This is a genomic window from Fusibacter ferrireducens (assembly GCF_015352425.1).
In the GTDB taxonomy this organism is placed as follows: domain Bacteria; phylum Bacillota; class Clostridia; order Peptostreptococcales; family Acidaminobacteraceae; genus Fusibacter_A; species Fusibacter_A ferrireducens.
The window spans coordinates 37,515-51,066 of record NZ_JADKNH010000001.1 but is presented as its reverse complement, the minus strand read 5'-3'; the positions used below and the strand labels follow the sequence as shown (position 1 = coordinate 51,066).

15 protein-coding genes and 1 pseudogene are annotated in these 13,552 nt (G+C 36.2%); 1 reads left to right on the top strand and 15 read right to left on the bottom strand.

Going from position 1 to position 13,552, the window contains the following annotated elements:
* Window positions 1-4: 4 nt before the first annotated feature.
* From ISU02_RS00345 to ISU02_RS00280, 15 genes and pseudogenes are all read right to left on the bottom strand, one after another.
* Window positions 5-1,303, bottom strand: coding sequence for a DUF2971 domain-containing protein (locus ISU02_RS00345; protein ID WP_194699791.1), 1,299 nt, complete (start codon window positions 1,301-1,303; stop codon window positions 5-7).
* 189 nt (window positions 1,304-1,492) lie between these two features.
* On the bottom strand, window positions 1,493-3,091 hold the full coding sequence (locus ISU02_RS00340) for a hypothetical protein (protein ID WP_194699790.1): 1,599 nt from the start codon (window positions 3,089-3,091) through the stop codon (window positions 1,493-1,495).
* 630 nt (window positions 3,092-3,721) lie between these two features.
* Window positions 3,722-3,928: a tautomerase family protein gene (locus ISU02_RS00335; RefSeq protein WP_194699789.1), complete on the bottom strand. Its 207-nt coding sequence runs from the start codon at window positions 3,926-3,928 to the stop codon at window positions 3,722-3,724.
* 108 nt (window positions 3,929-4,036) lie between these two features.
* Window positions 4,037-4,858, bottom strand: a complete 822-nt coding sequence (locus tag ISU02_RS00330) for a helix-turn-helix domain-containing protein (RefSeq protein WP_194699788.1) — start codon at window positions 4,856-4,858, stop codon at window positions 4,037-4,039.
* A 68-nt stretch (window positions 4,859-4,926) separates the two neighbouring features.
* Window positions 4,927-5,232, bottom strand: coding sequence for a TIGR04076 family protein (locus ISU02_RS00325; protein WP_194699787.1), 306 nt, complete (start codon window positions 5,230-5,232; stop codon window positions 4,927-4,929).
* A gap of 124 nt (window positions 5,233-5,356) precedes the next feature.
* Entirely contained in the window at window positions 5,357-6,652 is a 1,296-nt protein-coding gene (locus ISU02_RS00320; RefSeq protein WP_194699786.1) for a sensor domain-containing diguanylate cyclase, read from the bottom strand.
* A gap of 26 nt (window positions 6,653-6,678) precedes the next feature.
* On the bottom strand, window positions 6,679-6,810 hold the full coding sequence (locus tag ISU02_RS24075) for a hypothetical protein (RefSeq protein ID WP_267459410.1): 132 nt from the start codon (window positions 6,808-6,810) through the stop codon (window positions 6,679-6,681).
* A 157-nt stretch (window positions 6,811-6,967) separates the two neighbouring features.
* On the bottom strand, window positions 6,968-7,666 hold the full coding sequence (locus tag ISU02_RS23805; RefSeq protein ID WP_194699785.1) for a hypothetical protein: 699 nt from the start codon (window positions 7,664-7,666) through the stop codon (window positions 6,968-6,970).
* 79 nt (window positions 7,667-7,745) lie between these two features.
* Window positions 7,746-8,645 carry a DUF3658 domain-containing protein gene (locus ISU02_RS00310; RefSeq protein WP_194699784.1) on the bottom strand — a complete coding sequence of 300 codons (900 nt, stop codon included), beginning with the start codon at window positions 8,643-8,645 and terminating at the stop codon, window positions 7,746-7,748.
* Window positions 8,646-8,701: 56 nt separating this feature from the next.
* Complete coding sequence (locus tag ISU02_RS00305) at window positions 8,702-9,310, bottom strand: DJ-1/PfpI family protein (RefSeq protein ID WP_194699783.1); 609 nt, start codon at window positions 9,308-9,310, stop codon at window positions 8,702-8,704.
* A 269-nt stretch (window positions 9,311-9,579) separates the two neighbouring features.
* The gene (locus ISU02_RS00300; RefSeq protein WP_194699782.1) at window positions 9,580-9,756 is read right to left on the bottom strand and encodes a hypothetical protein; all 177 of its coding nucleotides are present in this window, start codon (window positions 9,754-9,756) and stop codon (window positions 9,580-9,582) included.
* A 276-nt stretch (window positions 9,757-10,032) separates the two neighbouring features.
* Window positions 10,033-10,959 (bottom strand): methyltransferase, encoded by a 927-nt coding sequence (locus ISU02_RS00295; RefSeq protein WP_194699781.1) that lies wholly within the window; start codon window positions 10,957-10,959, stop codon window positions 10,033-10,035.
* Between the two features lie 226 nt (window positions 10,960-11,185).
* Window positions 11,186-11,299, bottom strand: a pseudogene (locus tag ISU02_RS23800) (family 1 glycosylhydrolase); the annotation flags it as partial.
* A gap of 105 nt (window positions 11,300-11,404) precedes the next feature.
* The gene (locus ISU02_RS00285; RefSeq protein WP_194699779.1) at window positions 11,405-11,650 is read right to left on the bottom strand and encodes a hypothetical protein; all 246 of its coding nucleotides are present in this window, start codon (window positions 11,648-11,650) and stop codon (window positions 11,405-11,407) included.
* 209 nt (window positions 11,651-11,859) lie between these two features.
* Complete coding sequence (locus ISU02_RS00280; protein WP_194699778.1) at window positions 11,860-12,486, bottom strand: hypothetical protein; 627 nt, start codon at window positions 12,484-12,486, stop codon at window positions 11,860-11,862.
* Between the two features lie 258 nt (window positions 12,487-12,744).
* Between ISU02_RS00280 and ISU02_RS00275 the strand changes: the two genes are divergently transcribed.
* Window positions 12,745-13,536: a nucleotidyltransferase domain-containing protein gene (locus ISU02_RS00275; RefSeq protein ID WP_194699777.1), complete on the top strand. Its 792-nt coding sequence runs from the start codon at window positions 12,745-12,747 to the stop codon at window positions 13,534-13,536.
* Window positions 13,537-13,552: the final 16 nt, after the last annotated feature.

Below are 13,552 nucleotides of genomic sequence, written 5' to 3'. Positions count from 1 at the left end.
GTCTCTACCTATAATTCACAATGTCCGAAATAAGGACATTGATCTCTTTATGAAGACCTCTTTCTCTAATCAGCTGCTGAAACTGATATTCATTGGTTGAAAACGCATTTGATTTTCTCCCCAAATAGATCTTCTTAATTTTAAAGGGCAACGATTCATCCATTTTCACAAAGATAAAAGGGTTTAAAATCTGGTGTGTGTAAGTTAAATTCCAAAGTTTTTCGTCGGTTTCATCTCCTGTATAAAGTATTCTCACTTCTCTTTCAACAGCGTATTCATAGGGTTTAAAAAAGTGCTTCCATATATCGATTTTCTTAAAAATCAACTTTAACCCCCAGCGATTTAAAATTTCATTATAGACTTTTTTTAGAACTTCCAATATGGCATCTTCCCCATTTCGCTTTGCATAGTGTACCTGTTTAATAATGTACCTAGAACTCGGTTTAAGAATTTCCATTTCAAATGAAGCCCCTTTAAAATCATCTCCATACAATCGCCACATGGTCAAATCATCTTTTAAAGCCGTACAGGACATAATAAATTTCTGGTTCAAATCTTCAATGCGTCTCCAATGTTTCTTGTGGTCCTCAATGCTGATCTTGAATAAATAGCTTTCCACATAATCTACTTCTGTGGTATCATTCATCCCCACAATGCCACTCATCAAAAACTGTTTATGATTGAGTGTTAAAAAGGCCGATTCCAGTGCCGTGTATTTGTATATTTTTGTGCCTTCTTCAGGCGTTTTTAATAGGCAATCTATGAGCTGCATTTCAATAGATTCATTAAATAAAACCTCATGTTTCTCTCCATCTATTTTCACCCCTCTTATAATCTCATCCAAAACATTATCATCTATCAAGCCTTTAAATATGCTATGAAACAATCTTGAAAGCGCTTCTTCAATGAGCTCCGTCTCTTCACTTACTTCATGGTCTTGATGGCGCATTAATTTTGCAATATAGAGAAGTACCTCTCTAAAAGTATAAAACGATGCTTCCATGGGATATAAATTTTCATTAAAAAGAGACATCTCCACATCATTTATAAGGCCATAGAATTTGAATTTATATTTGGATTGCGACCATTTCTTCAACTGGTTTCTTACGATAGACGCAGTAGATGGACTCTTTTTTACTTCAATAAGTCCGATCAAATCTCCTTTAAAATACATCAAAATATCCCCTAGAGGTGACAGCTCTGGGTCGGCTTCTGTCAACCTGATGCTGAAATCCTCCATGCCCAGTTGAATAAGCGCTTCATGTAGATTGGCAAATACATAGTATTCGTGATTTTTATCCATCCAGATACCTCCTGCGATGATACGATTCTATTTCAAAATCCAAAATCTTTTTGCTTTTTAGGTTTTTAGGTTTTTAGGTTTTTAGCTTTTTATCTTAGATCTGATTGTATGCTATCTCATATGCATTTTGATTAATGACAATCACGTGGATATCCATATATTTACATATGTTGATCACGCATGGGCCCATCATCTGTCAGCACGTATGATGTTCATTTCTCCTTGAATTACTTCTGTCATATGCTTTGATCGCATTTCGTATCTCATGCGTCTAGGTGCTCTCTTAAAGACCAAATAGCTCGGAAAAGCGATCTGCGTGTTCGGATCAATGACAGGCAAAGAGAAAGTTAAAACATCAAATTTTCCTTCTTGATGGTAGGCATAGCAAAAAAAGGTTTCCATTTTCTTTTGGTAAATATCGCGTTTGCCCTTTGCCTTTTGCCGCCTGTTCAGACCATGGTCTCCACTAGAGGTTCGATTTGCACTCGGCGCCTCTTCAGGATAATCATTATAAGGGGCCACATTATCTACTTGACGCGGTTTAAAGAAAAGATCAACTGAAGGATTCATAATGTCCAATATACCATCATCAGGCACAGGTAAATTTTCTCGCCTGCACAAGTAGCCCTTATCCAAATACAATTTGACTTCGATCTCCTCATCGTAGCCATTGCCTACATTTGCCACTGCACACTGTAAATAAAACAAGTCATCGACTTCTTTCAAATAAGCATAGGATGCTTCATAGATGACTATATTTGCATACAGATCCATGAGCCATTGGTACTTTTCCTTTTCACTTGCACTGCCAATCAACTGAGAAGATGCCGTATTACCGTATTGAACGCCTCTCAGCGGATTAAGCCTTTCCATGAGATTGCCCAGATTAAAGAATTCAGCGATTTCAACCTTATGATCTACAGTTTCAAGATATTTAGTAATGACCTCTCGAATTTCAGGCCTAATTTGCGCGGGCTCCGTCAAGAATGATTTTACCAAATGGGTATTCGGCAAATTCCTAATGGTATGGGCTATTTTTTGAAGATTTTCATTGCCCATCAAAGGGGCATTAGAACTACCTTCTACCTCTGAAGAATCACTATTTGTTGTCTCTTTTAGCGCAGCATCTGTCTCTGATAAACGGCATGTATTGATTTTATGGATCAAATCAAATGTCTTTTGCTTGTAGTTTGTGACGAATTTTGAATGCGTAAACCGATGTCTAAAGAGCTTTGGGGTTTCAACAATTTGATCTTCTATCACAGCTATAATTTTAAGATCACTCTGTTTCGGCTCTAGTGAACTCTGAAGGCCTTTTAATTGCGCCACAAAATAAAGTGTCAATTGATTCATAACAAGCCTTCTAAAATTCTCCAAATCACTGTAAGTTTGATACTGTATCCCCTCTACATGTTTAGATTTGAACTTTAAAATTTGTCTATACTGATCCGAATCGATTTGAAGTGGACTCGCTTGGCAAGCGCTAAAGTATAAAAAAAACGAATCCGTATGATTCAAATACGCTTCTATTTCTGTCTTAATGCGATCTATCTGATCCTGATCGCTTGAACCCAATTGTGTCCAAAATACCGCGATCACAGCATCAAATGCCACAAAATTTTGATTTGGCTTGTCAAATGACCAGTACTGAATCTTAATATCCGCATGATTGATCATACCATACATCTGATTGAGGCTCTCGACAGTCTCTTGAATGATTTTCATTTCATGAATGACATCTGCCGGAGTCACGACTAATAGCTTAAATTGTGTTATTTGTTTAGGCATTGTAACTCCTTTCAAGTTATCATGATATATACTCTATTCCATTTTAACCCATCTTAGATTATACGTATAGGATTGTAATCTTTTTTTAGTGAAATTTTAATCTAATATATTGTCAAATCTTGCAGGGAGCAACATTTGTGTCATCTTCGATGCCTCAAAGCGATTTTCGCTGACGCTGTTTGAGGGTGAACATGCCTCAGCACAGCTTTTGGCTCAAATCTTGTTGCATTGAGCAACATTTGTGTCATCTCCGATGCCCCAAAGCGATTTTCGCTGACGCTGTTTGAGGGTGAACATACCTCAGCACAGCTTTTGGCTCAAATCTTGTTGCATTGAACAACATTTGTGTCATCTCCGATGCCCCAAAGCGATTTTCGCTGACGCTGTTTGAGGGTGAACATACCTCAGCACAGCTTTTGGCTCAAATCTTGTTGCATTGAACAACATTTGTGTCATCTCCAATGCCCCAAAGCGATTTTCGCTGACGCTGTTTGAGGGTGAACATACCTCAGCACAGCTTTTGGCTCAAATCTTGTTGTTTAAAAAAGCAGTTGCACATTAGTTATTTAATCTGCAACTGCTTTTCTATGGTGCGCATTGATTTAGTTTTTAATTTTAATTTTTTATAAACTACTTCTTGCTTTCTCTTGCAGCCACCATCTCTTCTACTGTGGTCTTGCCTATACTGAGCGCGTCTAAAGGCATCTCGTGAATGACCACTGTATGCGATTGCTCTGGAGCCCCTGTCACGGACATCGAGGCATCCACTAATTTTTCAATAAGTGCTTTCTTCTTTTCTTGAGTCATAGGACCTACAGTAAGGTTTATAAACGGCATATGTTTTCTCCTTGTTTTAATTTATTGGGTTAATCCAAGGTTACCACATATTTAACTCTGAAAATTGTACGTTTGCGACAGGACTCAATTCATATGACTCACATCTCATTACTCGAAAATCATGTGAGATTTTAGCACCGTTTTATTTTGACGAACTCGCTTTGGCGTATCACTTGTGAACTTTTTAAAGGCCTTTGAAAAATGAGCTTGATCATAATAATTGGCATCATAGGCAATATGCGTCAAACTCGACTGGCCATCATAGAGTACTGCTCTTGAAGCTTCTTCAAATTGCTTGATTTTATAAAAAGTACGCGGATTGGTCCCAATAAATTTATTAAACATGCGTTCAAGTGTTCTGACAGCTATGGGATATGGCTTTATAAGAACTTCCATGTCATCCCCCTCTGAATTGCAAAGGTCCATGAGCAATTGCTGGGTCTCTTCATAATCATACGATTCTACTTCTAAACTGCGGAGCAAAGCCGTTTCTATTTCAGCGATGATGGCCTCTATTTTCACAACATCTTTTACAGAATCTATACGCCTTGTTATCGTCACGAGCTCATTTGCAAGTGTTACATTTTCAAGTTTTAAATCCACTAATTTATTTTGATACTGAGAAAGGCCCTTTCTGATAAAGGGATAGAATCCCCAAGGTTTAAAGGAAATGCCAATGCATTCCACATAGCCATGTCGTACAACTTCAATGGATTGATCTCTCATACCACGAAAGAAGATCTGAGTCGTGTCTTCCAACACGCCAGCCTTAGGCATGTGATAATACGCACCTGTTATGGGCATAATCAAGTCAATATGATTCATCGGCAAAATTTTATAGGATTTTTCTGCATCTAGTACCCCAGCAGTGGTCCAATAGTGACTTATGTAGTTTTCGAGTTTTGGATTTACATGATTATAGAATTTCATATGGATGGACATGCTGTATGATTTCCTTTCGAGATATAAAGGCGACATAAATCAGGTTTTGATGAAATTTAGTCAATATTATTTTTAGTTTCATGGCAACTAGTTTGATTGGGCGCAGTAGTATCCACACTTAAAATGGCTTCTCCTCTAATCGTAACACGTCCCCCGTCAGGACATCTTGCCTCGAATTTCTGTGCTTTCATACACCCATAATCCAAAACGCCATTATTTGTTAATACATAGACATTGGGATAGATCACGTGCCAAAGTTCATGACAGATCGGTGGACAAATATCTTCAACGATAAATACCTCTCCCTTTTTATGATAGTGACTCCTGCACTTGCTCTCTATGATTTCTAATCTCACTTTCATGTCTATTGCCCTCCATATATTGTCCAAACACCCTCTGGATAATCCTCATATCACAATAGTGCAAACCCTGTTGCAATATTGTGACGGTTTCTATTTCATGGCACGCTGTGTCACGATTTCACTTCTACTCATCCAATCCACATGTGATATTTCGCCCTTGTGTCTTTGCCTTATATAAATTTTGATCAGCAGCATCCACTAAATTAGCTGCAAGCGTGGGAATGGGAAGTACTTCATCTCCAACATAGACCTCGCTAAATTCAGCGATTCCCGCACTGATGGTTACCTTAGTGCCATTGCCGCAGAGATCCATTTGACAAATACCCTCACGCACTTTCTCGGCAACAATAAACGCACTATTTATGTCTGTGTCTGGGAGGATTACCATAAATTCTTCGCCGCCATATCTACCGACCACATCTGTATTTCTCGTCAATTGGCTCATAACTTTTGCAATGCCCACCAACACCTCATCACCTTTCAAATGTCCAAATTGATCGTTGACGTTTTTAAAATGATCTACATCAAATATAATGACAGAAAAACGAATCTTCGTCCTAAGAGTACGCCTAATTTCATCTTCAAGTTTATCGTACAAGTATCTGTGATTAAACAAACCCGTCAGGCCATCAGTATCCACTTGATTCTGAAGCTCCTTAAAAATTAAATAATTGGGTTCTTTAATGCCTTTCTCAATAAGTGCTTTATAAATACAATAGAAGGAGATAATTTTAAAGAAATGGCCGATCATATTTGAAAATCCATAATTGCTGACATAAAAAGTGAATGCCAGTTCAGAGAGTATGGTAAATAAGATAGACACTGCTATATAGTTATAAGTGAGTTTATCAAAAGTATTTTTATAATAACGGGAACATGCCAGTGAAATGATTAAAATAAGCGATATGATATACTCACTGATCACTTTGAAAGGCGTTAAGCCTACGCCTTCAATAAAACAAATTGGAAAAATCCTCCAATTAAAAATAGAAAGCATAATAGCGGTTGTCACAATTAAGTAAATGGCAAAAATAACATAAGTATTTATTTTCTTTTTGTAATTCAAAATGATAAATGAGATAAAAATCGTAATACTTTCTAAAAATCGGGTTGCAATCCAGACTTGATTTGCATAGTAATCATAATCCGTAAATATGTTCATTCCCTTATATGAAAGCGTATGAAGCAAATCCAAAATGCCAATAAACAGGTACGCAATGCCTAAAATCATCAAGAAATTGTTCTTAATATATTCTTTAGAGTTCCAAGTAATTGAAAATATTGTAAAAGCAATACAAATGCTAAAAATTTCCGAAATACTATGAAAAAGCAAATAATTATTGGACCCGATTATACCTAAAAATACAAATAGCACTATGCTAAATAATATACTGATGGCTTTAGCCTTATTCAAGATCATGTATCCACCTCCAAAATAGGATATCCCTATTTCAATTTTAAAATTCTTACAAATGGCTTGCACAAAGACACTGTTACAATGGACATGATGATCGATAGAATCCAAAATACAATTGGCAGATCTTCATTTGTATATTTTGAAAACACACCCTTATCCATTATACTCGCCCTAAATGAATAAACAACAAGGAAATGAAATTAAGTATAATGGTTAGATACCCAAATTGAATCATTAAGAATCCACTAACTGCAATTCCAATTATAAAAGGGGCCCTCTCAAAAGTGCTATTTTTTCATTTTAAGCCTTTCTGTGTTTTTATTGAATTTCACTTCCGCCCCATTCAACAACGGTAAAACCGCTTCGACTATTTGGAATTAATACTGGTTCTTCAATTTCAATCTCTTCAGCCATAGGTTTAAAAACCATGAAAACGCGAATCAGGCAATCCGGTGTCGGTGTTATATCCAATTTAGCTTGCCCCGAATAGTCTTCTGTAGGAAAAGTAATTAAGTTATACTTGTTGTTCTCCATTCTCGGCAGCCAATAGACGATAAATTCATTGTATTCTTTGGGGATTAAACCCAGATAGCTCAATTTTTCTCTTAAAAACGAAGCCGTATCTTCACCGCGTACAACAAACCCTTGATCCATTGGCCATTCATAATCCGAGACACCTTCCCAATATAAGTAAGAGTATTCATATTGGTTTATTGGATCATGGAGAGTGCCATCTGGAGATGCGATGACATGCCACCCTTCATTGTATTTAGGATATGTACAAGTTAATTTGCCTAAGTAATCTAATTTAACGCTGATTTCTGCTTCTGCTTCTGGATATAGATAGATGACCGGTTTTTCCTCAAGTTCTTCTTTGGGCTGTTCTCCTGCTTTTTCAGCATCTACATCGGAATCTGAGTCCTTTTTAGCACAGGCTGTTGTCAATACAATCGTTATCATTAATAACGTTAAAACGCCCATTAAAAGGCATTTTTGAATATGATTATTTTGCATCATTACGCCCCTCTTTCATAAATCTTAGAATGCCTTTATTAGAGTCCCTTTAATTAAAGAAAATAATATCACTTTAAAAATATCAGCACTCACTTAAAGTCACTTGCTTTAAAATTTTCCCATAAGGATGTGATTCATCCTTGTTTTCAACGACAACAAGTTGCCCCTCTGCAATCATCTTATCGATACGCAACGCATACCAACTATCACTGACACCCCACTGGTATTTACCCACAATGCCGCCAATTAGACGCGCCATGAGAAAAGCTTCATCAGGCATATTTTTTATAATCATGTGATCATAAAATGTTTCAGAAACTGAAATCAATTTCCCGTTTACTACAGCTCTCAACGTCGCATTTTCCTCTACCAGTTCTCGCCACCGACTACTCAACAACTGTTTTTCCATTTGGGATAATCTTTTTTCTAAAGGTAAAAAGGTGTAGAGTTGTCCAGATTTTACCTCGCCCCAATTACTGTAAGTCACAATTTCATTCTTGGAATTTAAAACATATTCCGGTAAGGAGACTACATTCACTTCACAATCTATATTTCTAAGCAGATTGCAAACATAGTAAAAGCCACAAATTGAGTAAGGGGCATTACTCTTCCAAATGCGTATGGGTGTGCCTTCAGTTGCTGCTAACAATAATTTTTCCAGATCTTCACGTTGATTTGTGAAAAATTGTTCCTGATCATTTGAGTCAATATCATGTCGTCCCCACAATTTTCGAAACATATTTTGACGTTCGGCACCATCCACTTCACCTGAAATATCACCCATATCCAACGAAAACCCGATATAGGCAACCTCTTGAGTATTGCCACCAATCGCTTTTCCTTTAAAGAGTTCTTTTAATTCAGCTTTAGATGGCTTTTCACCAATATAGGCGGGGACACCTGACTGCATCTTTTTTTCATCATAGACTTTTGCCCGTTTCATGGACCCTTTTTCACTCTCGCTAAATACAATTTCAAGCATGTTTCCCTCCTTATATATGCTCAACATCTTTCATCCCTGTAATCATACATCTTAAATCAATGTATCGATTTGAAATCGATTTCATATGCCATGCGTTTCGCGGTTGCCCGTGCAATTTCTATATTACATAACTTTTCCACAAGATGAAACGACATATTTATTCCAGCAGATATACCACCCGATGTGATTATATGCCCTTCATCGACATATTTTACAGAACGTTTAACCTGAATGTGGGGATACTCCTTTTCCAATCTGTCAATGTCCATCCAATGCGTTGTCGCTTTCTTTCCATTCAATAAACCTGCTTCTGCCAAAAGAAACGCACCTGTACATACTGATGCAAGAATTTTCACCTGTTTTTCTCGTTCTTGAATCCAATAGATCATCGTATCATTATGAATTTCTATTTCCTCTGCACCATATCCTCCTGGAACAATAAGAACATCGAATTCTGGTGCATTCAAAAAACTAAAATGCGGCTGTACTTTCAGACCATTGCGAGCCAGTATCATATCTCCAGTTTGTCCAACAGTGCTAACCTGAAATACTTTCTCATTCGAGTTCAAATGTGTCGCAATGGAAAAGACCTCGAATGGTCCTGCAAAATCAAGCACTTCAACTTCATTAAACAATAGAATGCCCACATGAATTTTATTTTTCACTCTTATTCTCCTTAATCTGCGCCTAATAGTCTTTTAAGGGGTATAACATCGAAGTGATCTAGATAACGTGCATACAGAGAAAAGTTATCTGATCTTCTAAATCTAAGTCACCTTGAATATGGCGCCTCAACATCATTCTTTTTTCTGCTCTACTATGTTCAAATCATTAGCTTTTCTTGCTTTAAAAACAAAGGATATCGGTAGCATTTTTGCTTTCTTTGTCTTATCGTTAAGTGTACCTATTCCTTGTAGGGTTTCAGTATCATAAACTATTCGAGACTGCCACAGCCTAGTTCAAGCATCCTCTTTCCTGCAACATCTCCAAACAAATTGAGTTCATTTTCAGTGACAAATTGAACGCCATATTGTGGTAAAGCCGTAACACCAAACCATTCATCTGAATTTGTGTTCCAATAATTTTTATTTATTTGTAATATTTTTTCCACTTTTAAGTGTTCTCCTTAGGTCTTTTTTTCTTATGAAAATGGCAAATGAAAATACGGTTACTATGAATAAAACATAAATCACATTCATGATCAACAGATTACTTACAATGCTCTCTAGCACTGAATATTCACCCGACGCTACTAATAATTTTGATTTGTCTATTATGAAGTCACCAATTCGTGTTAAGGAAATTGGCATAATAACAAATAGTCATATAATTGTATTCACCATTTTTATCTGGGAACTGACTCTGATAAAAATCAATTATTTTTCACTTAATCCATCCCCATAACCAGCATCGTGTGAATATTATTTATCTTTACTGTTTTTTCAAGTCCATAATTTATATTTGAAAATAAATGGGCTAAGGTTTCTTTGGACCGCTGTCTGCCACCTCGACATTCAACAGATAGTCTTAAGCCATGCATTATAATTTCTTTAGGTTCAAATTCACTTGTCAAAACATCTTCAATGATTAAAAATTTCGTATTACGGTCACAATGTTTTGTGCAATTGCGCAATATATCTAAGCATTTTATATCATCAAAATCATGCAGCAAATTCATAATTACAATATAGTCGTATATTGCGCTGGATAACATCAATTCGAAAACATTGCCTTCTACAAATTTAATATCCACCTCGTTTATTTTTTTATATTCATTGCCCACTCTACAGGGTATTTTAGTATCCACAATCGTGTAGAGGCACTCTTTATGCGCTGTGACAAGAGCTGTAGCTAAGCCACCACTATTTCCACCTAATTCCAATACTCTTTTATGCGCTAAATCGACGTGTTTAGCAACCTCTTTTCCTAAATTGAGTGTTATCGGAAAATTGTATCTTGAATAGATATCGTATTCGGATTCACTAATGCTATCAAAAAAAAACTGAAATTCACTGCTCGCTTTATCAAACAGCACTGCATAATATCCATTTTGATTTTTGTTAATGATGTGCTCCAGAATGTGATGATGCTTTTCATTATTTGCATCTGACATCACAAAACGACTGCCATCGTAATCCAGTAGATTGTTGACCACCAGTATTCTCATAACAGCTCTATATACGCTTTCATTGATGCCTAATCTCTTAATTTCCGTCCCATTTATTTGTTCTGGTAGGTTTTGATCCAAACATCCCCTAATTCTATCGAAAAAATAGACTGCTTCGTATAGTTCCATATAATTGTCATAATCCATAGTAAGGGTTCAGCTCCTTTAGCTTTTTAACAGCAGTTCCACCTTAAAATTATCTCATATGCTCTATTTTTAGACAATGCCTATTCCACAAGATTATTTACGTCCAAAAATGACTTGACTTCGCTTTTCAAAAAAAGGACATCATTCCTTAGAATTTCTAAAAAACAATGTCCTTCATTACATTTTGAATCCTTTTAACAACTCATTTTAATGTCTTATTCCAAATCATTTCCACAACATGCCTTCTTAAATAACTGATCCTATAGTCGTCACATATGTTGCCATCCACATCGATCTGATCCACAGCACCTAATCCATTTTCCACAATAAATAAAGGTAAGTCAATGGCATGTTTCGTTGGAAACATATCAATTACAGTCCCGTCAAAGGGTGCGACTACTTTGCCATCACTTTTTGCAATACGAAATTTCATAAGACCTTGATTTTATGAATTCATCAAATGAACCGCTTCCTCATAGTTTTCTTTCTTGACATAAATATAATACATCCTTTGGCTATTCGCTACTAAAAACGTCCCTCTATTTCTATCGTTTAGCTGATTGTCCACAATTGAAGTTTGACTTTTTATGTGATTTGCCCTGAGAACATCCTTAATTTGATAATACTTTTGCTCATCTGTGGTCACTAAAACTTCCTTCCATCCAAATAAGAGATTCAATAGTTCTCCCATACGATTGCCCCTTTCTAAATAAACGCCTTGTCGATAACACTTATGTCCCCCATTATCTTATAACTTATAAGCAATTCATTGAGTTTAAATTTTCCGATATTGCCAAAATCACTTCTATTCAAGGTGATTTCCTGATAAAGAGCAATAATTTCAAATAAGCTCCTTAGCAAAAATAAGCTGATCTGTGTCATCCGTTTCAAAATTGTATTCTAAACCTTCTTTTGAAAAAGATAGTATTCTACTTGATTTCTATAATTAGGGCCTTTCATCTGCTTTTTAACTTTATCTAAATCCACCTTCTTCTCACTTTTCATTTTAAAATAGCGGTCCAATGTATCTCCACTTATTTCTATTCCTTTTTCAGATTCAACGAGAACGCCAATAAACGCATAATCGGGATCATAAAATGCTAAGGTGGCATCTCCATGACTATCATTTGCCAATAACACGCCACCCTTTCTCAAATAATCTTTGCAATGCAGTGAAATAAAACCTGAGTATAGAGAAATCATCAAATCATAATAGCCTCGCTTTGCGCCTAAAGGTTTTGTGAAATCCGCACCCTCAAATTGGAAATCAAACGCAGTGGTATAACACTTATTTTTATCGAGGTACGCTTCAATATCATTTTGATGCTTAAAAAAGGCAATGGCTTTCTTATCGCTATCTACATAGTACATTTCCGATAAGCATAATGATGGTGTAATATGAATATAAGAGCCCGGATAAATACCTGATTTTAATTCGTACTTGTCTGCAATCGCGCGAAATACAGATAAGCATGAGCCTCTTTTATTTATGTATTCCAAGTATAAATCCATATTTGATTTGGTCATGATTTCCACTCCCTTCAGTATTTTGTCACTCACCAAAAGACATCAAGTTTCTTTCATAATTTCCTATTTTCACCAAACAAGCCCTTCAATCAATCCTGCTTAGATCATTTCCATGTTTATATGATTTTATCATTTTTGAGACTGTCTTTACAAATTTAGCAAACAGGTTATAGTGTTTCAAAAATCTATTTGACAATGATTTTGCATCATGTTATTCTGTACTAATATCTAAATTTAAACATTTTAGGAGGTCATTGTATGATAAGTATACACAAGCAATTTATCGACAAAATATCTGAATCCTTAAAACTCGACTCGAGAATACTAGGTCTTGCAATTGGCGGTTCATATATCACAGGAGAGATGGATGAATTTTCTGATTTGGATTTTGTACTTGCAGTTGATCCCAAATATTATGAGGCTGTTATGAAACAGCGCATCCCTATGATTAGTCAACTTGGCCATTTGCTCTCTGCCTTCACTGGCGAGCACGTCAGTGAACCTCGATTGATCATTGCACTATACGACTATAAGGATACTTTGATCCACGTTGATTTTAAATTCACTTCTTTAACCGATCTCGCACATCGAGTGGAGAATCCTGTGATTCTATGGGAACGCAATAATTGCATGACCAATGCCATTGCCACAAAGAACGCTTTTTTTCCACCGCTTGACTATCAGAATATTGAGGACAAATTTTGGATCTGGGTACACTATGCCACATTAAAAATAGGTCGAGGAGAATTATTTGAAACCATTGAATTCTTATCATTCCTCAGGCAAAATGTCATTGGTTCAATGCTACTGGTCGATAATGGTAAGTTGCCCAAAGGTGTCAGAAAACTTGAATTTTATGAGCTCAGTGATTTAAATCCATTGATAGACTCCATTGCAAATTATGATTCGTCTAGCTGCATAAACTCACTTGAAATTCTGATCAGCTTGTATCTAAAACTCAGAGAAACATTGTTCGATGATACAATCATCTTGCGCAATGAAGCACAAAGTAAAACCATTGCATACCTCAACAGTATCAAGCATAAATAACCTTGACTTGTTTGTG

Excerpts from the sequence above, each read along its gene's own strand:
- ISU02_RS00345 (WP_194699791.1), bottom strand. The coding sequence starts at position 1,303 with ATGGATAAAAATCACGAATACTATGTATTTGCCAATCTACATGAAGCG.
- ISU02_RS00340 (WP_194699790.1), bottom strand. The coding sequence starts at position 3,091 with ATGCCTAAACAAATAACACAATTTAAGCTATTAGTCGTGACTCCGGCA.
- ISU02_RS00335 (WP_194699789.1), bottom strand. The coding sequence starts at position 3,928 with ATGCCGTTTATAAACCTTACTGTAGGTCCTATGACTCAAGAAAAGAAG.
- ISU02_RS00330 (WP_194699788.1), bottom strand. The coding sequence starts at position 4,858 with ATGAAATTCTATAATCATGTAAATCCAAAACTCGAAAACTACATAAGT.
- ISU02_RS00325 (WP_194699787.1), bottom strand. The coding sequence starts at position 5,232 with ATGAAAGTGAGATTAGAAATCATAGAGAGCAAGTGCAGGAGTCACTAT.
- ISU02_RS00320 (WP_194699786.1), bottom strand. The coding sequence starts at position 6,652 with ATGATCTTGAATAAGGCTAAAGCCATCAGTATATTATTTAGCATAGTG.
- ISU02_RS24075 (WP_267459410.1), bottom strand. The coding sequence starts at position 6,810 with ATGGATAAGGGTGTGTTTTCAAAATATACAAATGAAGATCTGCCAATT.
- ISU02_RS23805 (WP_194699785.1), bottom strand. The coding sequence starts at position 7,666 with ATGATGCAAAATAATCATATTCAAAAATGCCTTTTAATGGGCGTTTTA.
- ISU02_RS00310 (WP_194699784.1), bottom strand. The coding sequence starts at position 8,645 with ATGCTTGAAATTGTATTTAGCGAGAGTGAAAAAGGGTCCATGAAACGG.
- ISU02_RS00295 (WP_194699781.1), bottom strand. The coding sequence starts at position 10,959 with ATGGATTATGACAATTATATGGAACTATACGAAGCAGTCTATTTTTTC.
- ISU02_RS00285 (WP_194699779.1), bottom strand. The coding sequence starts at position 11,650 with ATGGGAGAACTATTGAATCTCTTATTTGGATGGAAGGAAGTTTTAGTG.
- ISU02_RS00280 (WP_194699778.1), bottom strand. The coding sequence starts at position 12,486 with ATGACCAAATCAAATATGGATTTATACTTGGAATACATAAATAAAAGA.
- ISU02_RS00275 (WP_194699777.1), top strand. The coding sequence starts at position 12,745 with ATGATAAGTATACACAAGCAATTTATCGACAAAATATCTGAATCCTTA.